The sequence below is a fragment of the Fibrella musci genome (assembly GCF_041321105.1).
In the GTDB taxonomy this organism is placed as follows: Bacteria; Bacteroidota; Bacteroidia; order Cytophagales; family Spirosomataceae; genus Fibrella; species Fibrella musci.
Window position 1 is genome coordinate 638284 of sequence record NZ_JBGGWD010000001.1, and the last position, 25559, is coordinate 663842.

Genomic DNA, 25559 nt, shown 5'->3' on the forward strand with positions numbered 1-25559 from the left:
GTCGCCGCCTACTCGACAATCAGTTTGATTCGTCGGCTTTTGGTTCGGGTTTGCAGCCACTTTCCTAGTCGGTTCCGCTCAGCAGCCGTATGTTTTCGGGCAAACCGGGCGTACACCAGCACCACTGTATCAGGCCGCGCTTTGCCCGCGTTCATCACCAGCGAATTGGCCGCCGTGAACGTCTGTACGTCAGGCATCAGCGTCTTCAACTCGTCGCGCAGATCCGTAACGGGCAGGCGCGACGTCTGCGTGAGTTCGATGTAGCGGCGCAGTGAGTCGATCGTCTGGTCTTTGCGGGCAATCGACGACTGGCTGTATTTAATCACCTGATCGGTGATGGTGTTTTTCAGCGCATCCACATCAATCTCGGCATCTTTGAAACTCCCCTGCTTGATCACTAAGCGGGTATTGCCGAGGCCATACGGCAGCATCCTGGCCCGAAGCATAGTAACGGAATCGGGCGGCAGCGGTTCCCCCACCAGCGTCAGTTCGAGGCGGGGCTGCTCGCGGTTGTACTGTGCCGCGTAGGTAATCACCTGCCGGTAAGCGAAATCACATTCCGTCGTCACGAAGCGTTTGGCAGCTTGCTCGAAAAGGGTCTTTCGTACAATCTGATAGCCCAGGTACGTGCTGGGAATGAGCACGATCAGCACGGCCACCCAGATGGTGGTACGTACCCGCTTGGCTACATCGAGCGTTGGGTAGAGCTTAGGCTGGTAGTCCAGGAAACGTACGATCAGAAACGTGGCCAGGCTGATGCAGATCCCGTTAATAAGGAAGAGGTAGAAGGCCCCGGCGAAGTAATAGAGGTTCAGCGTAGCCAGCCCGTAACCGGCCGTGCAGAGGGGCGGCATCAGCGCGGTGGCGATGGCCACACCTGGCACCACGTTGGTCACTTTTTCGCGACGCGACCCTGCTACGATGCCGGCCAGACCACCAAAAAAAGCGATGAATGCATCCCAGAGCGTCGGCGAGGTGCGGGCCAGCAGTTCAGACTGGGCCGAGTGCAACGGACTGAGCAGGAAATAGACAGTTGAGGTTAGCAAGCTGATCACCACGGCGATGGTGAGGTTTTTGAGGGCCCGCTGCACCATCGTCAGGTCGTTGATGCCGATGCCCAGCCCAATGCCCATGATGGGGCCCATGAGCGGTGAAATAAGCATGGCCCCGATGATGACCGCCGTTGAGTTGACGTTTAAGCCAATGGACGCAATGAAGATGGCAAAGATGAGTGTCCAGAGATTGATACCCCGAAATTCGATGCCCCGGCTAATCGATTCGATAACGGCAACTTCATCTTCCTTGTCTTCCTCGAGGCTGAATCTATCTTGTAGCCACTTCCCAATCTGAGCGAGCACAGCGTTCCGTTTGGCAGGCACATGGGAGCGATTAGGGTCTTCTAGTAGCATATTTCCAGTGCAATAGGCGGTTATAGTAGGGTCGTCACGTTAACTCAGTTCCATACTTGAAACAAAAAAGCAACCGAATGTTCAACCCATCATTCTCATGAACGTATTTACTTTAATTACCCTATTGCTGGTTGGTGCGTCGTTACTGGCCTACCTCAACACCCGCTTTCTCAAACTCCCCGACGCCATCGGGGTAATGGTGCTGTCGCTGCTGTTTTCCCTCGCCATGCTCGGCCTTAACGCCATTGCCCCTACGCTGCTGGTGCAGGTGCGGCAAACCGTCGGGCAGATCGACTTCGGGCAGGTGCTGTTCGATGTCATGCTCAGTTTCTTGCTCTTTGCTGGTGCGTTTCACACCGACGCCGCCCGGCTGCGGGTCGAGCGGCGGTCGGTTATGCTGTTTGCCTTCGTGGGCGTGTTGCTGAGTACTTTTTTCGTCGGTACGGGGCTCTATTATGTCGGCAACGGGTTGGGCTTCGACCTGCCCTACATCCTGTGCCTGTTGTTTGGAGCGCTCATTTCCCCCACGGATCCCATCGCGGTGCTGGGTATCCTGGCCAAATTTCGCCTGCCCGAAAATGTCAAAATCAACATCGTGGGCGAATCGCTCTTCAACGATGGCGTTGGGGTGGTCGTGTTTGCTACCATCTACGAAATAGTGGTTGGTGGCACCGAGAACCTCACGATTGGCCACGTCGGTCTGACGTTTCTGGAAGAAGCGGGCGGCGGTGTGTTGTTTGGCCTGGCGCTGGGTTATCTGCTCTACTGGCTGCTGCGCTCCATCAATCATTACCAGACGGAGGTGCTGCTGACGGTGGCGGGGGTGATGGGCGGCTATTTGCTGGCTCAAAAACTGCATATTTCGGGGCCGCTGGCGATGGTGGTGGCGGGGCTGCTGGTGGGCGATAAAGCCCGGCAGGATGCCATGAGCCACCAGACCGAAGAGTACGTCGATAAATTCTGGGAACTGATCGACAGCATCCTGAACGCCCTGCTCTTTGTGCTGATCGGCCTCGAACTGCTGGTGATTCCCTTTAGTCAAGGCCCCTGGACCATCTACCTGCTGGTGATTCTACTGGTACTGGTGTCGCGGTACTTTGCTATTTTGATTCCCTTCACGCTGGCCCGGCGCTGGCTCGACCTCGATACCAATGCCCCGCTCATGCTCACCTGGGGCGGGTTGCGCGGGGGACTGTCGGTAGCGATGGCCCTGTCTATTCCCGATTCGATTCCGCAGAAAGCCTTCATCGTAACCATCACCTACGTTGTCGTGCTGTTTTCGGTGATCGGGCAGGGCCTGACGATGGAACGGCTTATCCGGCGGCTCTACCCCTCGGCTGACTGACCCCGTCAGGTACGTTGTAGGGCCTCAGGTACGTTGCCGGCTCGCTTACTAACGGAGCCCGGTGCCTACTTCTTCCGGGATAAAGCACGCGCCGGCCGGTTGACATACCAAACCAACGTCTCTGCATATGGAAACGCTCAATTTCAAAACCAACCTTCGCAGCAGCGAGGCTATCCTGGCCGTTACGCAACCGCTCAACGCCATTGACCACATCGACGGCTGGAACGTAGACTCCGCCGACCCCGACCGCCTGCTGACGGTACAAACCACCGACAACCGAATCGCCAGACAGGTTATGCAGGCCGTCAAGCAGGCCGGGTACGAAGCGGAACTGGTCGAGTTATAGAGGCTGAAACAACCTCTAAGCGAATTCTAAGTAGATCTTAAGTCGGCTCTTAGTTGTGCATGTCAATTTGCGGGGGTTCCCGGTTACCACTCCGGTCGGGAACCCAAACCGCATCAACGACATGAAAACGCACATAAATCTGTTACTGCTGACGGGGCTGGCTACCACCGCCCTCGCGCAGACTCCAACCGCCGACCCGAACACCCTGATGAGTCTGGGCCGGTTCAGCGAAGCCACTCAACTGCTTACCCGCACCGCGCAGCAGAGCCCATCCATGCAGGCCTATTTCGACGCAGGCTATGGTTATCTGCGCGCCGGGCAACCCGACTCGGCCCGAAGCTGGTTTAAAAAAGGGCAAGCGCTTGATGAAAAACGAGTTCCTCTCAACGCCACCGGTGTAGCCATCACGTACCTGGTTCAAAACGACGCGCAAGCCAACACGCAAGTCGACGACGTGCTGAAGCGGAGTAAAGGAAAAAACGCCGACATTCTCTATCGGCTGGGCGAGGCCTACACGGGCTACCTTACGCCCGACAGTGGGTCGATCAAACCCCGCTATCCGCAGGCCGTCAACGCGCCCAAAGCCATTGACCTGCTCAATCGGGCGAGCGAACGCGGCAAGAAAAATGCCGATATCCAGTTGACGCTGGGCGATGCCCATTACCTCAATCGCGATGCAGGAACGGCCGTGTCACGCTACGAGAGCGCCCTCGAATTAGGCATGAATCCGGCGCGGGTCTATCAGCGCATCGGCGACATCTACTGGCAGGGGAAAAATCTGAATCTGGCGGTCGAGAACTACAAGAAAGCCATCGAAGCCAACCCGACGTATGCCCCGGCCTACCGCCAGCTCGCCGAGCTGTATTACCTCGTTAACCGCTACAAAGACGCCGCCAACTACACCGATCAGTACATCCGCGTGGCCAACGACACCCGCCCGGAGATGCTGTTACGGTCGGCACAGTTTCATTTTCTGGGCAACGAATACCAGAAAGCCGTTGATGTCATCGACAGCAACCGGGCCGTGCTGAGCCAGAACCCGATTGTCTACCGCATGGAAGGCTGGGCCTACGCGTCGCTGAAACAGCCGCAGAAAGCCATTCAGAGCCTGACAACCTTTATCGAAAAAGCGCCCCAGAAGGTCATCTACGACGATTATAAATACCTCGGCCGGGCGTACATGACCGCCGAAGACGGAGCCGCCGACTCCACGCAGGCGCAGCGCGATTCCATCGGGGTAGCGTACCTGGAAAAAGCCGCCCCCTTCGACACCGCCGACAACCTGTATAGCGACATGGCCAAATACTATTACCGGGCCAAGAAACACCCACAGGCCGTAGCGGCGCTTGATTCAGCCACCAAACACGGGTTCAAGGCTGATGTGCAGGATCTATTCCGGTACGGCATGAGCAACTACACGCTCGGATTTGCCCGCGACAGCCTCGGCAAGTTCACCCGCGATACCCTCCGGTTTGCCAAAGCCGACTCGGCGCTGGCGCTGGCACAGCAGCAATCGCCCACCTACGTACCTACGGTGTTATATCGCGCTAAGGCCAAGTATTACGCCTATGCCCCCGAAGAAGCCGTACGCAGGGGATTGGCCAAGCCTTTCTTCGAGCAGTTTATCACGATGGTAACCGACAAGCCCGACGAACGTACCCGGTACAGCAAGGACCTCGCGCTGGCGTTTAAGTACCTGATTTCGTACCATGAACTGGTGACTAAAGACGCCAACGCCCGCAACGAATGGCTCCAGAAGGGCCTCGCGTGGCTACCCAACAATAAAGACCTGGCGAAGATCGCAACCAGCGATACCGACGACGCCAACGAGCAATAAGTGTGATCAGTTAAGTATAGTCAGTTTGTTGACGCCGACCGCTACCGAAGCCTGATCTACGGTAGCGGTTTTGTTTTCACCAATGCGCCAATTAGGCAATGTTTAGAACGCCAGCCAACCGTTTATCATTAAGTATTTATGTTTTTGTACTATTACAAGTAACACCCCCTTTTTCACACGCTTTCTAAGCACTTTCTAATAATTTTCTAAGGACATCCACAATTAAAAGAAAGTTAATTGCATAGCCTTGACTGGGTTATTTCTGCACAGTTGTCCACCCACGTGTTTGTTCACCAGTCTGGCCCGACCACATGATACCAAACTCAACGATAAAAGTTTTGCTTTCTAGCCTGTTATTGGCTGGCTGCTCGGGTCAGCAAGAGACCAAACAGGCCGAAGCCGCCCCTGAATTACCCGTTGTTCAGCTCACCCGGCAAGACGCCACCCTCGACCACGACTATGCCGGCAACCTGGAAGCCGTTCAAAACGTGGAAGTACGCGCTCGGGTAGGTGGTTACCTCGATAAAATCCTCGTCGATGAAGGGCAATCGGTGAAGCAGGGGCAGTTACTGTTCCAGCTGAATCCGGCCGAGTACAGGGTAAAAATTGCCGAGGCCCAGGCAAGTATGGAAAGCGCGGCCGCTCAGGAGCAGTCGGCACTGGTCGAGATGGACCGGGTCAAGCTACTGGTCGATAAAAACGTCATCTCGCCCTCCGAACTGAAGCTGGCCCGCGCCAAAGTTTCGTCGGCCCGGGCGGCCATTGATCAGGCCAAAGCATCGCTGGCCAACGCCCAGTTGCTGATGTCGCTCACCAACATCCGGGCGCCCTTCAACGGGGTCATCAACCGGATTCCGTTCAAACGGGGTAGCCTGCTCGAAGAAGGGGCCCTGCTGACGACCATCTCCGACCTGCGTGAGATGTACGCCTATTTCAACGTCTCGGAGAAAGAATACCTGGCCTTCATCAAAAAACGAAGCGACCCCAACAAGACCACCATTCGGGAGGTCGACCTGGTGCTGGCCGACGATACGCCCTACAGCCACAAAGGCAAAATCGAAACCACCGAAACCATTTTCGAAGGAAACTCGGGCACCATCGCGTTCCGGGCGCGTTTCCCGAACCCGAAACAGTTGCTCCGGCACGGCTCAACGGGCAAAATTCGCCTGAGTAACGACGTTGACGACGCCCTGCTCGTACCGCAGAAAGCCGTATTTGAGGTGCAGGACAAAAACTTCGTGTATGTCGTCGACGGGGGCAACAAAGTGCGGATTCGGCCTTTCGTGCCCCGCAGCCGCGTCGAGCAGTTTTACATCGTGCAGTCGGGCCTGAAGGCCGGCGACCGCGTGGTGTATGAAGGCATTCAGAGCCTGAAAGACGGGATGAAAATCGTGCCGCGTCCGCTCAATGCCGACAGCCTGAAGATTCTCTTCGCATCGATGCAGTAGCCTCTTTCCTGTTCATTGTCGACCATTCGTTTCGGTACCGAGCGGATGGCCAATGCTCCATATCCCTATGTTCAACACGTTCATCAAAAGGCCGTTACTATCCACCGTTATTTCGGTGCTGATTGTGCTGCTGGGTGTACTGGCCCTCACCGGCCTGCCCGTTACCCAGTTTCCCGACATTGTGCCGCCGTCGGTAACGGTAACGACCAAATACACGGGTGCCAGCGCCGACGTCTGCGTAAAGGCCGTCGCCACGCCCCTCGAACGGGCCATCAACGGCGTGCCCGACATGACGTACATGACGTCGATTTCGGGGAATGACGGCACCACGCTCATCACCATCTTTTTCAAAGTCGGCACCGATCCCGATCTGGCGGCCGTCAACGTGCAGAACCGCGTCACGACGGTACTCGACGAACTGCCTGAGGAAGTGATCAAGGCCGGGGTGGTCACCGAAAAAGAGGTTAATAGTATGCTGCTGTACCTCAACATCGTCAGCAGTGATCCGTCGGTCGACGAAAAATTCATTTACAACTTCGCCGACATCAACGTACTGGCCGAGTTGAAACGGATCGACGGCGTGGGTTTTGCCGCCATCATGGGTAACCGCGATTACTCAATGCGCGTGTGGCTCAAACCCGACCGCATGACCGTCTACGAAGTGTCGGCCGATGACGTGGTGCAGGCCATCCGGCGGCAAAACGTTGAAGCCGCGCCCGGTAAAGCCGGTGAAAGTGCCGACCGCGACCCGCAGGTGCTGCAATACGTACTTCGGTATACGGGTAAGTTTTTCGAGCCCAAACAATACGAAGACCTGGTATTACGAACCAACCCCGACGGGTCTTTTCTGCGGTTGCGGGATGTGGCCGAAGTCGAGTTTGGGTCGGCCAGTTACGAGGTGCTGTCGAAAACGGACGGTCGACCATCAGCGGCCATCATGCTCAAGCAGCGGCCCGGCTCCAACGCCCGCGACGTGATCGCCAACGTGAAGAAACGGATGGAAGAGCTGAAAGTCAGTTCGTTCCCGCCGGGCATGACCTACAATTACGCCTACGACGTGTCGCGCTTCCTCGACGCCTCTATCCACGAGGTGGTGCGCACGCTGATGGAAGCGTTTGTGCTGGTGTTCATCATTGTATTTCTGTTCCTGCAAGACTGGCGCTCGACGCTCATCTGCGCGCTAGCGGTGCCAGTAGCACTAGTGGGTACGTTCGCCTTCATGAGCATGATCGGGTTTTCGATCAACCTGCTCACGCTCTTCGCGCTGGTGCTGGCCATCGGGATCGTGGTCGACAACGCCATTGTAGTGGTCGAGGCCGTACACGCCAAGATGGAACACGACCACATGAAACCAAGGGCCGCCACCTTTGCGGCCATGGGCGACATTGCCGGGGCCATCGTGGCGATTACGCTCGTGATGTCGGCGGTATTCGTGCCGGTGGCGTTCATGTCGGGGCCGGTGGGGATTTTCTACCGGCAGTTTTCGCTGACGCTGGCCATTGCCATCGTGATCTCGGGGGTTAACGCCCTCACGCTCACGCCTGCCCTGTGTGCGCTGCTGCTGCGGGCCAACCACGGCGAGCAGAAGGGCCTGGTCGGGCAGTTCTTTGCCGGATTCAACCGGGGTTACGAGTCGCTGGCCCGGTGGTACCAGTCACTGCTGCGGCGCATCATCGACCGGGGGGTGATTACCTGGGGTATCCTGGCGCTGTTCGTGCTGGGTACGTGGGGAATCAGTACCATCCTGCCCGGCGGCTTTATTCCAACCGAAGATCAGGGCATGATCTATGTCAACGTAACCACGCCCGCCGGGGCCACCGTGTCGCGGACGGAGAAAGTGCTGGATGCCATTGAAGCCGTGGCTTCGGACATGGAAGCGGTCGAAAACGTCTCGACGCTGGCCGGCTATAGCCTGCTGACCGACGGGGCCGGGGCATCGTATGGCATGGGCATGATCAACCTCAAACCGTGGGAAGACCGCGCCGAATCGGTACAGGAGCTGATCGACCGGCTGGAAGAAGAAACCAAAGGTATCACCGACGCCAGCATTCAGTTTTTCCCGCCGCCCACCGTGCCTGGCTTTGGTAACTCCAGCGGTTTCGAGCTTCGCCTGCTCGACCGGGGCCGCAGCGGCGATCTGCAACAGACCGCCGACGCCGCCAAAGATTTCATGGCCGCCCTGAAAAAACGCCCCGAAATCCGGGATGCCTTCACCAGCTTCGACCCCAGTTTTCCGCAGTATCTGCTCCACGTCGATCAGGAAAAAGCTGCGCAACAGGGCGTTTCCATCGACAACGCCATGAGCACGCTGCAAACGCTGATGGGTAGTTATTACGCCTCTAACTTCATCCGGTTCGGGCAGATGTATAAGGTGATGGTGCAGGCCGATCCGCGCTACCGCTCCAAGCCCGAAGACGTGCTGAACATGCGCGTGAAGAATGATCAGGGCGAGATGGTGCCCTACACCAATTTCGTCCGGCTGGAGCGGGTCTACGGTCCCGAGCAGCTCACGCGCTACAACATGTATACCTCGGCCATGATCAACGGCGACGCCACACCCGGCTACAGTAGCGGCGATGCCATCCGGGCCATTCAGGAGGTAGCCGCCGAATCGCTCCCCAAAGGATTTGGCTACGAGTGGTCGGGCATGTCGCGCGAAGAGGTGCTGTCGGGCAATCAGGCGATCTACATTTTTGCCATCTGTCTGGTGTTTGTGTACCTGCTGCTCGTGGCCCAATACGAAAGTTTGCTGCTGCCGCTGCCTGTGCTGCTCTCGCTACCAACGGGGGTGTTTGGCGCCTTCCTGTGCCTGCAACTGGCGGGTCTGCAAAACAACATTTACGCCCAGGTATCGCTGGTGATGCTCATCGGGCTGCTGGGTAAAAACGCCATCCTGATCGTTGAGTTTGCCAACCAGCGCAAGCAGGAAGGGGCCTCCATTCTGGACGCCGCCCTCGAAGGAGCCGTCTCGCGCCTGCGCCCTATCCTGATGACCTCCTTCGCCTTCATCGCCGGGCTAATTCCACTCTGCATCGCATCGGGGGCCGGGGCGCTGGGCAACCGCTCCATCGGTACGGCTGCCGCCGGGGGTATGCTCATCGGCACGATCTTCGGGCTGGTGCTTATTCCGGGTCTGTATGTCTTCTTCGCTAAACTGGGTGAACGCTCCGGCAACCAAACGACGCACGACGAAGAAGATGACGATGCGCCTTTGCATTCAGTGTCCACACAACAGCACGTTAATGGTACGATTGTTCATTCCTGAGTTTGTCAAAAAAACCGGCTATCTGGCGGCGGTCGCGCTGCTGGCGGGCTGTCAGTCGGTAAAACCCCTGTTTCAGCCCGACGCCGTCCCGCTCAACGATAGCCGCAACACCTCGGTGCCGTCTTCGTTTAGCGATCAGCCGGGTACGGATTCAACGACGATAGCCAGTCAGTCGTGGCGGGCGTTTTTCGCCGAACCGGCACTGGTCGCGTTGATCGACACGGCGCTGGTCCATAACCTCGACCTACGCATCGCCCTGCAACGCATTGAGCAGGCGCAAGCTACATTCGACTACAGCCGGGGGTTCCTGGCGCCGCAGATCAACGCCGTGGCGTCGGCGGGTGTCGATCGTTACGGGCAATACACACTCAATGGCGTGGGTAACTTCGACACGAACCTGTCGAACAACATTCGCGGGAGCAGGCTCATCCCGAACCCCACGCCCGACTATTTTCTCGGCTTCCGCAGCACCTGGGAACTCGACATCTGGGGCAAACTCCGCAACCGGCGCAAGGCCGCTTACCTGCGGCTGCTGGCCTCTGAACGGGGGCGGCAGGCCGTGGTGACGAGTCTGGTGGCGCAGGTAGCGCGGTATTACTACGCTCTGCTCGCGCTGGACGGCGAACTTAACATCATTCAGGAGAACATTGATTTTCAGCAACGGGCACTCGAACTGGTGCGGGTACAGAAACAGGCGGGTCGGGTTACCGAGCTGGCCGTGCAGCAGTTTGCCGCCCAGTTACTGAATACGCGTAGCCGCCAGGGTCAGGTACGTCAGCAACTGGTACAAGCCGAAAACGAGTTAAATCAGCTGCTAGGGCGATACCCGCAACCCATTGCCCGCGGCCGGTCGCTGGAAGACCGCGAACTGCCGGGTCAGGCGCTGGCAGGTCTGCCTACGCAGATGCTCGTTCGTCGCCCCGACATCCGGCAGGCTGAACTGGAGCTTCAGGCCACCAACGTCGATGTGGAGGTGGCGCGGGCCGAGTTTTTGCCCAGCCTCAACCTGTCGGCTTACCTCGGTCTCAACGCTTTCCGCGTAGCCACCCTGGCCAATCCCGGTTCCATTGCCGCCGGTTTGTTGGGCGGGCTGTCGGCCCCGCTCTTCAATCGTCGTTTCCTGAAAGCCAATTATCGCGGGTCGATCGCGCAAAGCCGCGAGGCGTTTTTCCGCTACCGGCAGACCGTGCTGACGGGCTTTAGTGAGGTGAGTACACAGCTACAGGCTGTGGATAATTTCCGGCAAGTGGCCAATTGGCAAACACAGGAAGTGACTACCCTTCGGCAGGCCGTGAGCACCTCCAACGATCTGTTTGCTACCGGGTATGCCTCGTATCTGGAGGTGATCACGGCCCAACGCAGCGTATTGGAAGCTGAACTGGCGCTCATTAACACAAAACAGGCGCAGTTCCTGGCCCTGACCGATCTGTATCGTGCGCTGGGTGGCGGTTGGGAATAAGCGTTAATGCGCCACCAGCATCCGGCGCGAGAGCTGATGGCCGTTGGCCTGCAACACCACAAAATACACCCCACTGGGCAGTTGAGTCGGGCGGAACAGAATGCTGTACGTACCGGCAGGCTGCCGCTGTTCGGGTAGTTGGGTGATCGGTCGCCCAGCGGTGTCGCGGATACCCAGCCGCACCGTGCATTCGGTAGGTAGTTCATAATCAATCATGACCCGTTCAGATACCTGATTGGGCGACAGGCGCAGATCAAAACCTTCCGGTTCCTCGTCGGCGCCCCCCGATGCTACCGCCACGTTGCTAGCCGGGCTTTCGGTGTGCAGCCGATTCAGGGCCGTAACCAGGTAACGTACCGTGCGCCCCTCAGGTACGTTGGTGTCGTCAAACGCCGTGGTATCGGTGGCCGTTATGGCCAGTAGGGCCGTCGGGTCTTCGGTCGACACTACCTGCCCGTCGATAAAGCGATACACCGCAAACTGCCGGATGCGGTTCAGCTCGGCAGTACCCGTTGTGGGCTTTTGCCAGCGTAGCACCACCCGATTGTTCTGCCGCTCTGCCTGGAGTTGCAAGGGAGCGGGCAGCGGCGTATTGTGTTTCCAGGGCATGGCCGGGCGCAGGGCGGGGCGTCCGTAGAACGCCGCCGTGCGCAGACTGTCGCGCAGGCCCAGCGGATTCCGGTTGAACGTCGAGGTGCTATAAAAAATACTGCCCTGTACGGCTACAGTACTGCGGTTAAGCCGAAGCTGGTCAGGCATATGGCCCGCTACCTTCCAGGTCGCACTTTCGCCGATAGCCCCCACCCGATAGGCTGCCTGCCCGATGTACAGATGTCGGTTGATACCCGCCGTAGCCGGACTGCTCTGCACCACCGCCGACCACCACGGCACCAACTGCCCATAATTGGCCGACGTCTGCTTGCTGTTCCAGTACAGTTGCGGTGCCACGTAGTCGAGCCAACCCGCCTGTATCCACTGCCGTGAGTCGGCGTAGATGTCGCTGTAGCTTTGCAGGCCATGGCTCGTTGACCCCAGCGGTTGAGCCGCCGATTTGTTTTGCCAGATTCCAAACGGCGACACGCCAAATTTCACCCACGGTTTGGTCGCCTGAAGGCTGTCGGCCATTTGTTTGATGAAGAGATTGACGTTGTCGCGCCGCCACGCCGCTCGGTTGGTAAAGCCGCGCTTATTGGCCGCAAAGGAAGCGTCATCGTTGAACGGCAACGTACCTGGGCCGGGCGGATACGGGTAGAAATAGTCGTCGAAGTGCACCCCGTCGATGTCATAGCGGCGTACCACGTCCATGATTACGCCCGCCACGTAGTTGCGTACATCGGGCAGGCCGGGGTTCAGAATGCGTAACGTACCCTGCGCCAGCAGCCAGTCGGGGCGTTTGCGGGCGATGTGGCCGGCATGCAACGAGGCTACCTGTGTGTTGGACACGGCACGGTACGGATTGAACCAGGCATGAAACTCCATTCCCCGTTTGTGGCATTCAGCAATCATAAAGGCCAGCGGGTCGTAGTCGGGAGCCTGACCCTGCCGACCCGTAAGCACCTCAGCCCAAGGTTCAAACGCACTCGGGTAGAGCGCATCGCAGGCGCTACGTACCTGCACCACTACGGCATTGAGACCCGCCTGCTGATGCTGGTTGAGGATCGTGACAAACTCAGCCCGCTGCTGATCAGCCGACAACCCCGGCCGCGATGGCCAATCGATATTGCTGACCGTGGCGATCCAGGCAGCCCGGAATTCACGCTTGGGTTGGGCCAGCGATTCGGAACCGGATAACAGGCACAGCGCACACAGTAAAAGAGCAAGCCAAACAGGGAGTACGTTGCGGAAACGTGCAGCCATTAACGTTGAATAAAGCTAGGGTTAGGGAATCGGGGAATTTGGGCGTGCGTCGATGCGCTTATCTTCCCGAAAACGCATCAACGCACCGTAAGCGTATAGCTCAGTACACCTCGCGGCGGGCGGCTTTGAGTGTGTTTTGCATCAGCGAGCAGATGGTCATCAGGCCAACGCCACCGGGTACGGGTGTGATGTAGCTGGTTTTGGAAGCTACCTCGTCGAACTTCACATCGCCTTTCAGGGCAAAGCCGCTTTTTTTGCTCGCGTCCGGCACACGCTCCAAACCTACATCGATCACCACGGCGCCTTCCTTGACCATGTCGGCGGTGATGAATTCGGGACGACCCAGCGCCGCAATCAGTATATCGGCTGAGCGGCAAATTTCGGCCAGATTCTGCGTTTTCGAGTGCGTCAAGGTAACGGTGCAGTTACCGGGGTACTCGTTGCGTTGCATCAGGATGCTCATGGGCAGACCCACAATCTGGCTACGGCCCACCACTACGCAGTGCTTGCCGCTGGTTGAAATATCGTAGCGTTTCAGCATTTCCAGAATGCCCTGCGGCGTGGCCGACACGTAGGCAGGCAGGCCTTTTGCCATACGCCCGATGTTGATCGGGTGGAATCCATCGACATCCTTGGCGGGCAGAATCGTCTCCATCACCTTGTCGGGGTTGATGTGCTTCGGCAGCGGCAGTTGCACAATCAGCCCGTCCATATCGGGGTTGTTATTTACATCGGTCACAGCGGCGAGCAGTTCGGCTTCGGTCACGTCGTCGTCGAATCGAATCAGTGTCGAGTTCATACCCACTTCCTCGCAGCTTTTCATCTTACTGGCTACGTAAGTCTCTGACCGACCAGCCGTGCCGACCAAAATCGCTACCAGATGAGGAATTTTGCCGCCTTCGGCCTTAATCTGCGCGACGTCTGCCGCAATCTCCTGCTTGATCTGAGCAGAAAGTAATTTACCGTCCAAAAGAATCATAATGCCCTACGTAATGGTTGCGCGAAGATAAGGGAGGGTTTGGCGTTTAAGGTTTGATGTTTAAGGTTTGATGTTGGCTGACGCGTCAGCAATACTTATGCGTCAGCCAACATCAAACCTTAAACGTTAGACGCTAAACCACTTTCCCCTTTTCCAGCCGGAGCGTTTGCGTGATGCAACGGGGCAGTTCGTCGGGGTAGTGGGTCACATACACCAGCGTCGTATCGGGCGCCTGCGTGCAATACGTGTCGATGAGGGTTCGGAACGCATCGATATGCGGCGTGTCGAGACCCTGCGTGGGTTCGTCCAGGATCAGCAGGGGTGGTTGCTTCACCAAGGCCCGCGCCAGCAGCGTCCAGCGCTGCTGCCCTACCGATAAGGCCGACAGCGGCTCACCCCGTAGTCGCCAAAGGTCGAGCGCGTGCAGTTGGGCCGTCACCTGTGCCGTTTGTTCATCGGTCAGTTTCCGAAACAGGCCCATCGAATCGAACAGGCCCGACGCCACCGCCGACCAGACGGTGGTGTTCCGGTCGAAATACAGATGCAGTTCGGGCGATACAAAACCCATGCGTTGCTTCACCGCCCAGATGCTCTGCCCCACCCCGCGCCGCCGGTCGAACAGCTCGACGTGGTTGGCGTAGGCCTGTGGGTTATCAGCCGTAATGAGGCTCAGCAGCGTACTTTTCCCCGAGCCATTTGGTCCCAGCAAGGCCCATTTTTCGCCCCGCCGCACCGTCCAGTTGATCGCGTCCAGCACCACCGTATCGCCGTAACGTACCCGCACGTCGCGCAGCACGATGGCGTTGGTGAACGTACCCACCGTCGCCGATTGCCGCCGGGCGGGTTCGGGAGTCGGCAGCACGTTGTCGACGTGAGTAGGCGCGGTCAGGTGTAGTCGATGGGTAATGGCCGTCGGGATTTCGCGCTCGTCGGTGACTAACACCAGCGACACGCCCAACTGGGCCACGCGGTTGAGGGTTTCGTGCAATAGCGCGCGGCTGTGGGCATCCAGTCCCACAAACGGGTTGTCGAGCAGCAGCACACGCGGGCGGCGCAACAGCGTCCGGGCCAGCAGCGTCCGGCGGGTTTCACCATTGGAGAGCGACGTCAGCGGGCGGTCGAGCAGGTGCGTGATCTGCATCGTCTGGGCCACCTCGGCCAGCCACTCAGCCGGGTGCGCCGGTGGCGGCAGCGTTACCGACGCCGGGTCGACCGTCCCGACGGGGAGCACCTGTTCCTGCAACACGGCCCAGACGGTGGGAGCCAGTTGGGCGGCATCGGCACTGTAGCGTTGCTGGTAGAATTGGGCCGCACTCGCCACCCGCCGATCGAACGAAAAATCGCGTGGCACCAGATTGATGGCCGTCAGCGACAGATCGGGCGCATAACGCCGCTGGCCCGCCGCCACGCCAATCCGCCCGGCCAGCGCATCCAGAAACAGGCTTTTCCCTGAACCCGTCGGCCCTAAAATGGCCCAATGATCGCCCGGCCGAAGGGCCCAGTTCAGGTTCGATAAAGCAAACGGGCTGCCGCTTGCCGATGCCCCAACGCGCCGGAATGTGGCGTTGGTTAACGCAATGAGAGGTTGGTCAGGTTGCATAGATCGCGAGCAAAGATACGCCCACAAACTATGGTACCTGAACAGTATGGTCAGTCAGCGGTTCAACCCTTACCATCTTATCTCCGTATGACAGCTTCATTTTCCCCCTTTCTGATCGGCGTTGTTGCCGGTATGCGTGCTCTTTCGGCCCCGGCGCTGCTGAGTCGCCACCTAAGCCAGTCGGCCGGCAACCCATTAGCCAACAGCCGATTGCACTTTCTAACTACGCCTAATGCATCCAAAACGTTAGCGGTATTGGCAGGCACCGAGCTGCTGGGCGATAAAGCGCCGAATGGCCCCGACCGTACCACGCCGCCGCAGCTTATCGTCCGGTTGGCCTCGGGTGCCGTTTGTGGGGCAGCCATCAGTGCGACCCAGGGAAGCTCAAGTCGACTTGGTGCCGTATTAGGGGCAGCAGGTGCCTTGGTTGGTACGTTTGCGTTCTTTCATGTACGGCGTTACCTCACCCACGACCGAGGCCTGCCCGATACAGCCGTGGCGCTGTTAGAAGATGCGCTTACCCTGGGCGCTGGCTGGCAGGTTGCCAATGCAGTTGGTGTCGGTAACACTTCGACCCGCTAACGGGTTTAGTAGCTACGGGCCGAATCGCCCACCTTTTCTGTTCATGCTCCTCGCCCCTTCCGATACGCTGGCCGCTTCGTTCCAGCAGCTTCGCGCCCAGACGGTACGCCTCTGCGCCGGGCTCGAAACCGAAGATTACGTGGTACAACCTATGGCCGACGCCTCGCCGGCCAAATGGCACCTGGGCCACACTACCTGGTTTTGGGAAACGTTTGTGCTTCAGCCCAATCTGCCGGGCTACCAAGTTTTTCACGACGAATTCAGCTTCGTCTTCAACAGCTATTACGAAACGGTCGGTCGGCGATCGCTACGTACCCAGCGGGGTAACCTCAGCCGCCCTACCGTGGCCGAGGTCTTCCGGTACCGAACCTACGTCGACGAACAGATGGACCGTTTTCTGACCGACTTCACCCAAGACGCCGCGCTGACCAGCCTGATTACGCTGGGCATCGAACACGAACGGCAACATCAGGAACTGCTCGTCACCGACATCAAATACACGCTGGGCCACAACCCGCTCTTCCCGCCGCTCGACATTCCCGTCGAAGAGCATAGGCCACAGCCTGATGCAGCGTCTGTCACAATCGAGGAAGGCGTTTACACGGTTGGTTATCAGGGCAACGACTTCTGCTTTGATAACGAACTGGGTGCTCACCGAACGTACCTGAACACGACCACGCTGTCAGGTACGTTGGTCACCAATGCGGAATACCTTGCCTTTATGGAAGCAGGTGGCTACGAGCAGTTTCAGCACTGGCTGTCCGACGGCTGGGCCTGGGTCAATGCCAATCAGGTACGTTCGCCGCTCTACTGGCATCCTGTCGATGGGCAGTGGCAGCACTACACCTTTGCGGGCCTGCAACCCATCGACCCCGATGCGCCGGTTTGCCACGTCAGTTTCTATGAAGCCGATGCCTACGCCCGCTGGCGCGGCAAGCGCCTGCCCAGCGAGTTTGAGTGGGAGACTGCTCGGTTACAGGGCCTACCCAACACGGGCCAACGCTGGGAATGGACCGGTTCGGCCTACCTCCCCTATCCCGGTTTCTCGACCGCGCCGGGGGCCGTGGGCGAATACAATGGTAAGTTTATGAGTAGCCAGATGGTGTTGCGCGGCGCCTCAGTGGCCACGCCGCCCGAGTCGATTCGGCCCACGTACCGCAATTTTTTTCAACCCGACAAACAGTGGCAATACACCGGCATCCGGCTGGCCCATTAACCGAACCATGACGCTCGACCAACCTAACGTCAACACCCTCGACACCGCACTGGCCGATGAAGTCCGCCGGGGTCTCACGGGTCACCCCAAACGATTGTCGTCGCGTTTTTTTTACGACGATGAAGGGAGTCGGCTCTTCAGCGAAATCATGCACCTGCCCGAGTACTACCTTACTCGCAGCGAGTATGAGATTCTGGATACGAACAAGGAGCAGCTCCTGGCCCTGTTTGGAGCCGACAACCGCCCCTTCAACCTGATTGAGCTCGGTGCGGGCGATGGCCTGAAAACCAAGCTGCTGCTTTCACATTTTGTCGAGCAGAGGGCGCAATTTACCTACGTACCTGTCGATATTTCGGCGGCGGCGCTGGATGGTCTGACGGCCGATCTGGCGCAGAAATTACCCGAGCTAGCCGTGCGGCCGCAACTGGGCGACTACACCGAGGCGCTGGCCCAACTGGCTACCCAGGCCCCCGACGCCCCCCGGCAGGTGGTGCTATTTCTGGGGTCTAACATCGGCAACTTTACGCCTGCTGATGCCCTTGCGTTTTACAGCCAAATCAGCCAGCAGCTTCGGCCAGGCGACCTGGTTCTGACGGGTTTCGACCTGCAAAAGCATCCCGCTGTGATTCACGCCGCCTACAACGACCGGCAGGGGCTTACTAAAGCGTTCAACCTGAATTTGCTGCGTCGCCTCAACCGCGACCTCGACGCGAATTTCAACCTGGCCACTTTCGACCACTACGAACTCTACGATCCCGAAAGTGGTGAAGCCCGCAGCTACCTGATCAGCCAAACCAAACAGACCGTCACCATTCGGGCGCTGGACATGACCGTTTCCTTTGCCTATGGCGACTTCATTCACACCGAAATTTCGCGGAAGTTTACGCGGGACGGCATCGAGCAGCTTGCCTCACAAACGGGCTTTACACTGACCCATTGGCTCACCGATTGCCGCCATTACTTCGCCGACGTGGTATACAGGAAAAGTTAGTTCAATGTTCAACGTCCAATGTTCAACGGGCTGTCGCACTAACAGTACACTTGCGACAGCCCGTTGAACATTGGACGTTGAACATTGAACTTACAAATACTTCCCTCCTTGCAGGTAGTTACGGACGTAGTCGGCGATGCCGGCTTCGAGAGAATGGAAGGGTTTTTCGTAGCCGATCGAGCGGAGTTTGGCCATGTTGGCCTGCGTGTAGTACTGGTACTTGTCGCGAATGTCGGCGGGCGTGTCGATAAATGTAATCTGTGGATCGAGGTCCATCGCCGCAAACGTGTTGTTGGCCAGATCGAGGAAGGTGCGGGCCGTACCACTGCCGAGGTTGTAAATGCCCGAATTGCGCCGGTGGTGCATCAGAAACAGGCACACATCCAGCACATCCTTCACGTACACGAAGTCGCGCATCTGCCCCCCGTCGGTATAGTCGGGGTTGTGCGAGCGGAACAGCTTCATGCCGCCGGTTTGGCCAATCTGTTTGTGGGCGTGGAAAATAACCGACGCCATGCGGCCTTTATGGTATTCGTTGGGGCCGTAGACGTTGAAAAACTTCAAGCCCGCCCAGAAAAACGGTTTGCGCTCCTGCTGCAATGCCCAGATGTCGAACTCGTTTTTCGATTCCCCATAGGGATTCAGCGGCTTCAGTTGTGGCACCAGCGACTCGTTGTCGTCATAACCCAGCTCGCCCAGGCCATAGGTAGCGGCCGACGAGGCGTAGACCAGCGGAATCTGATACTCAACGCACTTCTCCCAGATCTGCTTCGAATACGCGACGTTCAGGTGGTCGAATACCGTATAGTCAAACTCAGTGGTGTCGGTGCGGGCCCCAATATGGAACAGAAATTCGACCTCCTGGTAATTGCGGTCGAGCCACTCGAAAAAGTGTTCACGGTCAACGTACTCCTGAATATGCTTGTTAGCAAGGTTCGGCTCTTTGTCAGGATTTGAAAAGTCGTCAACAGCAATAATGTAATTGAAATTTTCCTGGTTGAGCTTACTAATCAAACAGCTACCGATGAAACCGGCAGCCCCCGTAACAATGATCATAAACAGTTTTCGTTAGACGTCTTACCGGTAACAGCGAGGATGATAGGGCTATCGAATACAAAAAAGCGGATGTAAAGGTACAGGCTTTGTTTGTACTAAACCATACCGTATTTATAGATTAAATTGAACTATTCCAACTCAGAGCAACCAATTATTGCTTTTTATATAACTAATCACTTGTTAACCGGACTGGCAAATCGCTTTAACTCCGGGTTTATCGATCGCCTATTTTCTTAGACAATCCTGTTTTGCCAAGGCTTATCCTTGCTGCTTCTTGATTGCATTTTACCGTTACAGCGCAAAACACGTACCTTTGCGGCCTCAATGTCTCGGCGTTGTCTGGTAACCGCCGTTAACTAACCAGACCCAATGGTTTATATTAGTCGTAAAGAACATTTCAACGCCGCCCACCGGCTGTACAACCCCAACTGGTCCGACGAGCGTAATAAAGAAGTTTTTGGGCCCTGCGCCAACCACAACTGGCACGGCCACAACTTCGAACTGATTGTGACGGTCAAAGGCGAGCTGGACCCCGACACGGGTTTTGTCATCGACCTGAAGGTGCTGGGCGATGTGATCAAACGCGAGATTATCGAGCAGCTGGATCACAAAAATATCAATCTAGACGTGCCCTTCATGCAGGGTAAAATGGCGAGCTGCGAAGTGCTGGTGATGGAAATCTGGAAGATTCTGGAAGCGGCGCTACAACCCCTCACCGAAGCCCGGCTCTACCAGATCCGCCTCATCGAAACCCCCAAGAATTTTGTGGATTATTATGGGGAGTGAATTGACAATATAATGTACCGCAGCGGCGGGCCGTGATGTATAATGTACAATGACTCCAGAGAGGCAGGTACGTTAGGCTACTCTACCCTTGTACATTATACATCACGGCCCGCCGCTGCGATACATTATACATTACCATGACCTACTATCTTATTGCCGGCGAGCGGTCGGGCGATCTGCACGGGGCGAACCTCATCCGGGCTATTCGGCAGCACGACGAGGCGGCGCAGGTACGTGCCTGGGGCGGCGAGCAGATGGAAGCCGCCGGAGCCACGCTCGTGCGACATTACCGCGATCTGGCCTTTATGGGTTTCTGGGAGGTGGCCAAAAACCTGGGCACCATCCGCCGCCTGCTGCGCGAGTGCCAGGCCGATGTGCTCGCCAATCGTCCCGACGCCCTCATCCTGATCGACTACGCCGGTTTCAACCTCAGGATGGCCAAATGGGCCAAAAAGCACGGCATTCGGGTCTACTATTACATCTCACCCAAAGTGTGGGCCTGGAATCAGCGCCGCGCTCTGGCGATCAAAGCCAACGTCGACCGGCTGTTTGTTATTCTGCCGTTTGAGAAAACGTTTTTCAACAAGTACGATTACCCGGTTGAGTTTGTCGGCAATCCGCTGCTCGATGCGCTCGCCCAGCATCAGCCCGATCCGCAGTTTCTAAGCAGGCTGGGTACGTCGACACGGCCTATTGTGGCGTTACTCCCCGGCAGCCGCCGACAGGAAATCACGGCCATGCTGCCGATTATGCTCGCCACAGCCAAGCAGTTTCCCGATTATGAGTTTGTGGTGGGCACGGTGAGCAACCTGCCCACCGACCTTTACGACGAGATGCTGGCCAATTACCCGCAGGTCAAGCGTGTGGCCGATTCGGCCTACGACCTGCTGAAACAGTCGGTGGCGGCGCTGGTGACCTCAGGGACGGCTACGCTCGAAACGGCGCTGCTCAACGTGCCGCAGGTGGTTTGCTACAAAACGTCGTGGCTCAGTTATGCGATTGCCAAACGGCTGATTGCGGTTCCCTACATTTCGCTGGTCAACCTCATCGTCGATCGACCGCTGGTTACCGAGTTGATTCAGGACGAACTCAACCCCACCCGGGCTGCACACGAATTAAGTGCGATTTTGCCAACGGGCAAGGGCCGCGCCGCTATGCTAGCCGGTTACGCAACGTTGCAGCAGCTTATGGGCGATCCGGGGGCTTCTGAGCGCACCGGCGCCGCGATCGTGGAAGATCTTAAAGGATCAGTTTAACGTCCAAGGTCCAATGTTCAACGGGGCTGTCGCGCTAGTAGTACACCTGCGACAGCCCCGTTGAGCATTGGACCTTGGACGTTGAACTTTGAGCATCAGCCCCCTATTTTCCCTCCGGTATGATACCCGTTTTCATCCAGTTGGTCAGCCACGTTTTGTGGGGTGGTGCCAGTTGGGCGAAGAACTGATAGAAGGGCAGCATGTCGCGCTGGAAATCGCCGGTCATGTACATGGGTTCGCTCAAGACGATGCGCTTGCGCGTCCAGTCGAAACCAACGAGAATGAGCGGGACATTGGCCTTGAGGGCCATGTAATAAAAACCGGTTTTGAGCTTGCTGACGTCACTGCGGGTGCCTTCGGGCGTGATACAGACGTGCAGCACGGAATGCCGGTTGAACGTATCGGCGACAGCATCGACCAGGTTATTGGTCTTGTCGCGATAAACGGGCGTACCGCCCAATGCTTTGAAGAGCCACCCGGCATACCAGGTAAAGAGCGAACTTTTGGCCAGATAGCCTATGTAAATATCCAGCTCGTGCCGGATCCACAAACCCAGCGGAAAATCCCAGTTGGTTGAATGTGGAGCCACGACCCATAACGCCTTGGGTACGTTGGGACGTGGCCCTACAAGTGCCCAGCCCAGCGCGTGATACAGCCGGGTTAAAAACGCACCGAGCATCGAGGTTCGAGTGTTAGTAGTTACGCTCTTTGCTTACGAGCCAACGACCGGTGATGAACGAGGCAATCAGCAATACGGCGTAAAAAATAAGAGTCCCGATGGTCGAAATGGTATCGTGTGTCATGATATCAGTGAAAGTTGGCGCAAAGATAAGGGGAATAGGGGTTCAACGTTAAATGTCCAAGGTTCAAAGTTGCTTGCCCGAATTTCCATTATGGTGGACAAATGCAACGTTGAACCTTGGACATCTACCGTTGAACCTCACTACTGCCCTACAATGCCCAGGTGTTTTTGGAGCAGAGCTTCGTATTTCTGGGCCTGTTGGGTCTGTTTGGCTTCCTTATAGGCCTCGGCCAGTACTTGCAGCCCATACAGATCGGCATTGGTATCGGCGACGGTATGTCCCGTTTGTTCGTAATACGTCAGATTCTCGTCGGCGCGGCGGCTCATGGTATCAGCAATCTCGGCGGCGCGCTTGGTCTCACCAATTTCAAGTAGCAGCCGGACATAGGTAGCCGATACCTGATCGTATGGTATTGCCTTATCAGGAATGACCGTCAGGCTCCGCTCGAGCGCCTGTTTCGCCTGCTGGGTACGTCCTTCACGTTGCAATTGATCGGCCAGGCGGAAGAACGCAATCCGGGCCGAAATCACCGGCGACCCCTTGTAGGTTTCGTCGTAATACACCTTGGGGTTGTTCATCTCACGCCACGCCATTTTGTTCATCATGTTGTTGTACATGACGTCGGTGTTCACGTAGCCGTCCTGCGCGCCCGGAATCGACACGGGCATCAGGCGGTAGGCGTAACCTTCCAGCTGCATGTGATCGCGCAGGTTGAGGTAGCTTTCGCCACCCAGCGTTGCCGAGAAATAGATGGGCCGCTGCCAGTTGTTGGTAGCAATGATATCAAGCATGATCAGGTCGGGCTTGTACAGGTTGCGCTCGCCAACCGTCCATTGCAACGTATCCTTCACGTAGGGGCGCAGATCGGCCGGCACAAATTTGGCCTTATCGACCGCCGCCTTATCGACCGACAGGAACAGCGTCGACGACGGTAGCGTATTGGCCATCTCGCCCGTCGTCAGCGGCACCTGAATGGCGGGGCTGTTCTGTTTGATCAGGTTGATGTACTGCTTCAGGTCGATCCCGCTTTTCACCGACGGATTGGCGTAGTAGAGCACAATGTCGTTTTTGCCTTTATTGAACTGCTCCATATCCAGCGAAATGGGCAGGGCATCCGACTCGTAGGTCTTGCGCTTCATCTGCTGAATGTACCACTCCGTACCCAGCAGGCTGAGGTTACACACCCGCACGTCGCGCCGGAAACCCTCTACCTCCTGCACATACCAGAGCGGGAAGGTGTCGTTGTCGCCGCCGGTAAACAGGATGGCGTTGGGTGCGCACGAATTGAGCAGGTTTTTGGCGAAATCGACCGAGTGATAGCGGTTCGAGCGGTCGTGGTTATCCCAACTCTTGAAGCCCATCATCAGCGGAACCAGCAGGGCCAGGCCAGCCACCAGCCCATTTCGTGCGGCGGCATTTTTCACAAAATTCTTCAGCCCGTCGGCAATCGACATCACGCCGAAGCCCACCCAGATGGCGAAGAAATAGAACGAACCCACGTAGATGTAGTCACGCTCGCGGGGCTCTTCGGGCGGCGAATTGAGGAAGATTTGCAGGGCAATACCCGTGAAGAAAAAGAGCAGCAACACCACCAGGAAGTCGCCACCGCGCCGGAACGCCTGGAACACAATCCCGAGCAGGGCCAATAGCAGCGGCAGCATGTAGAAATTATCGCGGCCTTTGTTGGTCTGAAGCTGTTCGGGCAGGTTGCGGCTGCTTGAGAAGGGCGTCAGGTAGTGGGCACCTTCCACGTCGCTTTCACGCCCGGCGAAGTTCCACATCAGGTACCGCGCCCACATGTGGCCAAGCTGATAGCTGAAGAAGAATTTCAGGTTATCGCCCATGCTTGGCTTCTGTCCTTCGGCCAGACCCAGCTGCTGCCGGTACAGCTGAGGGTGACGCCCCTGCGTGCTCCACACACGCGGAAACAGCATCTGATCGCCTTTGTCGTAGGTATAAACGGGCTTGTAATCGAAAATTTCGTAGCCCGTTTTGGTCTTCATGTACACCGGTTCCAGCTTGCTCTTGTCGGTTTCCTGCCCGGTAGGTTCAGCCGTAAAGATGGGCCCGTAGCTCAGCGACCGGCTGCCATACTGCTCCCGTTTCAGATAGGAGATAAAGTTGAGCGCATCGCTGGGGTCGTTTTCATTAATGGGCGGGTTGTAGTTCGACCGCACCAATACCTGAATAAACGACGCATAACCGATCAGCACGAAGGCGAAGGCCAGCAGCCCCGTGTGCAGTGCCACGTTGCGTTTACGGGCCGACCACAGGATGAGGTAGATTAGTGCACCGAAGAACAGGACCACAAAGGCGATAACCCCCGTGTTGAAGGGCAGCCCCAGGGTGTTAACGGCAAAACGTTCGATGGCAAAACCCGAGCTCGGCAAGCCGGGAATCACACCCGCGTTGATCACCCCGAGGAACGCCATCCCGATGCTGAACGCCATCACGACACCCCAGAGCGTGGGTTTGGTGTAGCGCGTAGCCGGGGCAAGCCGCAGTACCATAATATAGGCACCCACCAACACCGCCATGTAGATGGTCCGCCAGATCACGTCTTCGAGCAGCAGCAGCCCCAGCATGAGCATCACGCCCAGCAGCAGCGTCGCCAGCAGGTCGCGCGGCGACAGGCGGTTATAATGCTTGTAGTAGAACAGCAGCGCCAGCGCGGGCAGGGTCACGAGGTTCAGCAAGTGAACACCGATCGACAGGCCGGTGAGGTAGGCAATGAGCAACAGCCAGCGGTTGGCCATGGCTTCGTTTTCGATCCGCTCCCACCGCAGCGCCGCCCAGACGACGATAGCTGTGAAGAACGACGACAGCCCGTACACTTCGGCTTCAACCGCCGAGAACCAGAACGTATCGGAGAAGGTATACACCAGCGCCCCAACGGCCCCCGACCCAACGATCAGCAGTTTGTCGGCCAGTGAGTAATTGGGTTCAGCGGCGTTGATGTGTTCAGCCACAGCCAACGTACCTGACGGCACCATGGCTTTCTGAATCAGCAGCGTGATGGTCCAGTACAGAAACAGAATCGTACCGGCGCTCGATAGCACCGACACCATGTTTACCCAGTACGCCACCTTGGTCACGTCGCCGCCCGACAGGAACGAAAACAGCCGTCCCAGTAGTAGGAAGAAAGGGGCACCGGGGGGGTGCGGCACCTGAAGTTTATAGGCACAGGCAATGAATTCGCCACAATCCCAGAAGCTGGCTGTTCGTTCGACAGTCAGCGCGTAGGTGATCAGCGCGATGCCAAACAGTACCCAGCCTGTGAGGTTATTCAGGCGTTTGTAGGAAAGCATATTGTGTAGGTGTTAA

General features: G+C 57.4%; 18 protein-coding genes. 11 read left to right on the forward strand and 7 right to left on the reverse strand.

Annotation, left to right across the window (positions count from 1 at the left end; all coding sequences use genetic code 11):
* Positions 1-8: 8 nt before the first annotated feature.
* Positions 9-1409, reverse strand: a complete 1401-nt coding sequence (locus ACAW74_RS02520; protein WP_370696612.1) for a DUF389 domain-containing protein — start codon at positions 1407-1409, stop codon at positions 9-11.
* A 97-nt stretch (positions 1410-1506) separates the two neighbouring features.
* On the opposite strand from ACAW74_RS02520, the gene ACAW74_RS02525 reads away from it, so the two are divergent.
* The 6 genes from ACAW74_RS02525 to ACAW74_RS02550 all read left to right on the forward strand — a co-directional run bounded on the left by ACAW74_RS02525 (position 1507) and on the right by ACAW74_RS02550 (position 11109).
* The gene (locus tag ACAW74_RS02525; RefSeq protein WP_370696613.1) at positions 1507-2754 is read left to right on the forward strand and encodes a cation:proton antiporter; all 1248 of its coding nucleotides are present in this window, start codon (positions 1507-1509) and stop codon (positions 2752-2754) included.
* A gap of 127 nt (positions 2755-2881) precedes the next feature.
* Entirely contained in the window at positions 2882-3100 is a 219-nt protein-coding gene (locus ACAW74_RS02530) for a copper chaperone (protein WP_370696614.1), read from the forward strand.
* 121 nt (positions 3101-3221) lie between these two features.
* Entirely contained in the window at positions 3222-4937 is a 1716-nt protein-coding gene (locus ACAW74_RS02535; protein ID WP_370696615.1) for a tetratricopeptide repeat protein, read from the forward strand.
* Positions 4938-5248: 311 nt separating this feature from the next.
* The gene (locus tag ACAW74_RS02540) at positions 5249-6385 is read left to right on the forward strand and encodes an efflux RND transporter periplasmic adaptor subunit (RefSeq protein WP_370696616.1); all 1137 of its coding nucleotides are present in this window, start codon (positions 5249-5251) and stop codon (positions 6383-6385) included.
* Positions 6386-6452: 67 nt separating this feature from the next.
* On the forward strand, positions 6453-9650 hold the full coding sequence (locus ACAW74_RS02545; protein WP_370696617.1) for an efflux RND transporter permease subunit: 3198 nt from the start codon (positions 6453-6455) through the stop codon (positions 9648-9650).
* A complete protein-coding gene (locus tag ACAW74_RS02550; protein ID WP_370696618.1) occupies positions 9628-11109 on the forward strand; it encodes an efflux transporter outer membrane subunit in 1482 nt (493 codons plus the stop codon). The genes ACAW74_RS02545 and ACAW74_RS02550 overlap by 23 nt, the downstream gene beginning before the upstream one ends.
* Before the next feature lie 3 nt (positions 11110-11112).
* Here ACAW74_RS02550 and ACAW74_RS02555 read toward each other — a convergent pair whose 3' ends face one another.
* The 3 genes from ACAW74_RS02555 to ACAW74_RS02565 all read right to left on the reverse strand — a co-directional run bounded on the left by ACAW74_RS02555 (position 11113) and on the right by ACAW74_RS02565 (position 15545).
* The gene (locus ACAW74_RS02555; RefSeq protein WP_370696619.1) at positions 11113-12966 is read right to left on the reverse strand and encodes a family 10 glycosylhydrolase; all 1854 of its coding nucleotides are present in this window, start codon (positions 12964-12966) and stop codon (positions 11113-11115) included.
* A 100-nt stretch (positions 12967-13066) separates the two neighbouring features.
* On the reverse strand, positions 13067-13945 hold the full coding sequence (locus ACAW74_RS02560; protein WP_370696620.1) for a bifunctional 5,10-methylenetetrahydrofolate dehydrogenase/5,10-methenyltetrahydrofolate cyclohydrolase: 879 nt from the start codon (positions 13943-13945) through the stop codon (positions 13067-13069).
* Positions 13946-14078: 133 nt separating this feature from the next.
* Positions 14079-15545, reverse strand: a complete 1467-nt coding sequence (locus tag ACAW74_RS02565) for an ATP-binding cassette domain-containing protein (RefSeq protein ID WP_370696621.1) — start codon at positions 15543-15545, stop codon at positions 14079-14081.
* Positions 15546-15632: 87 nt separating this feature from the next.
* Between ACAW74_RS02565 and ACAW74_RS02570 the strand changes: the two genes are divergently transcribed.
* Genes ACAW74_RS02570 through egtD form a run of 3 tightly spaced genes read left to right on the forward strand, consistent with a single transcriptional unit; the run spans position 15633 to position 18334 of the window.
* Positions 15633-16127: a DUF4126 family protein gene (locus tag ACAW74_RS02570; protein WP_370696622.1), complete on the forward strand. Its 495-nt coding sequence runs from the start codon at positions 15633-15635 to the stop codon at positions 16125-16127.
* A gap of 43 nt (positions 16128-16170) precedes the next feature.
* Complete coding sequence (egtB, locus tag ACAW74_RS02575) at positions 16171-17343, forward strand: ergothioneine biosynthesis protein EgtB (protein ID WP_370696623.1); 1173 nt, start codon at positions 16171-16173, stop codon at positions 17341-17343.
* Between the two features lie 7 nt (positions 17344-17350).
* Entirely contained in the window at positions 17351-18334 is a 984-nt protein-coding gene (gene egtD, locus ACAW74_RS02580) for an L-histidine N(alpha)-methyltransferase (RefSeq protein WP_370696624.1), read from the forward strand.
* 90 nt (positions 18335-18424) lie between these two features.
* Here the strand turns inward: egtD and rfaD are convergent, their stop codons facing one another.
* A complete protein-coding gene (gene rfaD / locus ACAW74_RS02585; RefSeq protein ID WP_370696625.1) occupies positions 18425-19390 on the reverse strand; it encodes an ADP-glyceromanno-heptose 6-epimerase in 966 nt (321 codons plus the stop codon).
* Positions 19391-19759: 369 nt separating this feature from the next.
* On the opposite strand from rfaD, the gene ACAW74_RS02590 reads away from it, so the two are divergent.
* A complete protein-coding gene (locus tag ACAW74_RS02590) occupies positions 19760-20176 on the forward strand; it encodes a 6-pyruvoyl trahydropterin synthase family protein (protein ID WP_370696626.1) in 417 nt (138 codons plus the stop codon).
* Positions 20177-20313: 137 nt separating this feature from the next.
* Positions 20314-21432, forward strand: coding sequence for a lipid-A-disaccharide synthase (gene lpxB / locus ACAW74_RS02595; protein WP_370696627.1), 1119 nt, complete (start codon positions 20314-20316; stop codon positions 21430-21432).
* A 103-nt stretch (positions 21433-21535) separates the two neighbouring features.
* Here lpxB and ACAW74_RS02600 read toward each other — a convergent pair whose 3' ends face one another.
* The gene (locus tag ACAW74_RS02600; protein WP_370696628.1) at positions 21536-22111 is read right to left on the reverse strand and encodes a 1-acyl-sn-glycerol-3-phosphate acyltransferase; all 576 of its coding nucleotides are present in this window, start codon (positions 22109-22111) and stop codon (positions 21536-21538) included.
* Positions 22112-22375: 264 nt separating this feature from the next.
* On the reverse strand, positions 22376-25543 hold the full coding sequence (locus ACAW74_RS02605) for a protein O-mannosyl-transferase family (protein ID WP_370696629.1): 3168 nt from the start codon (positions 25541-25543) through the stop codon (positions 22376-22378).
* Between the last annotated feature and the right edge of the window lie 16 nt (positions 25544-25559).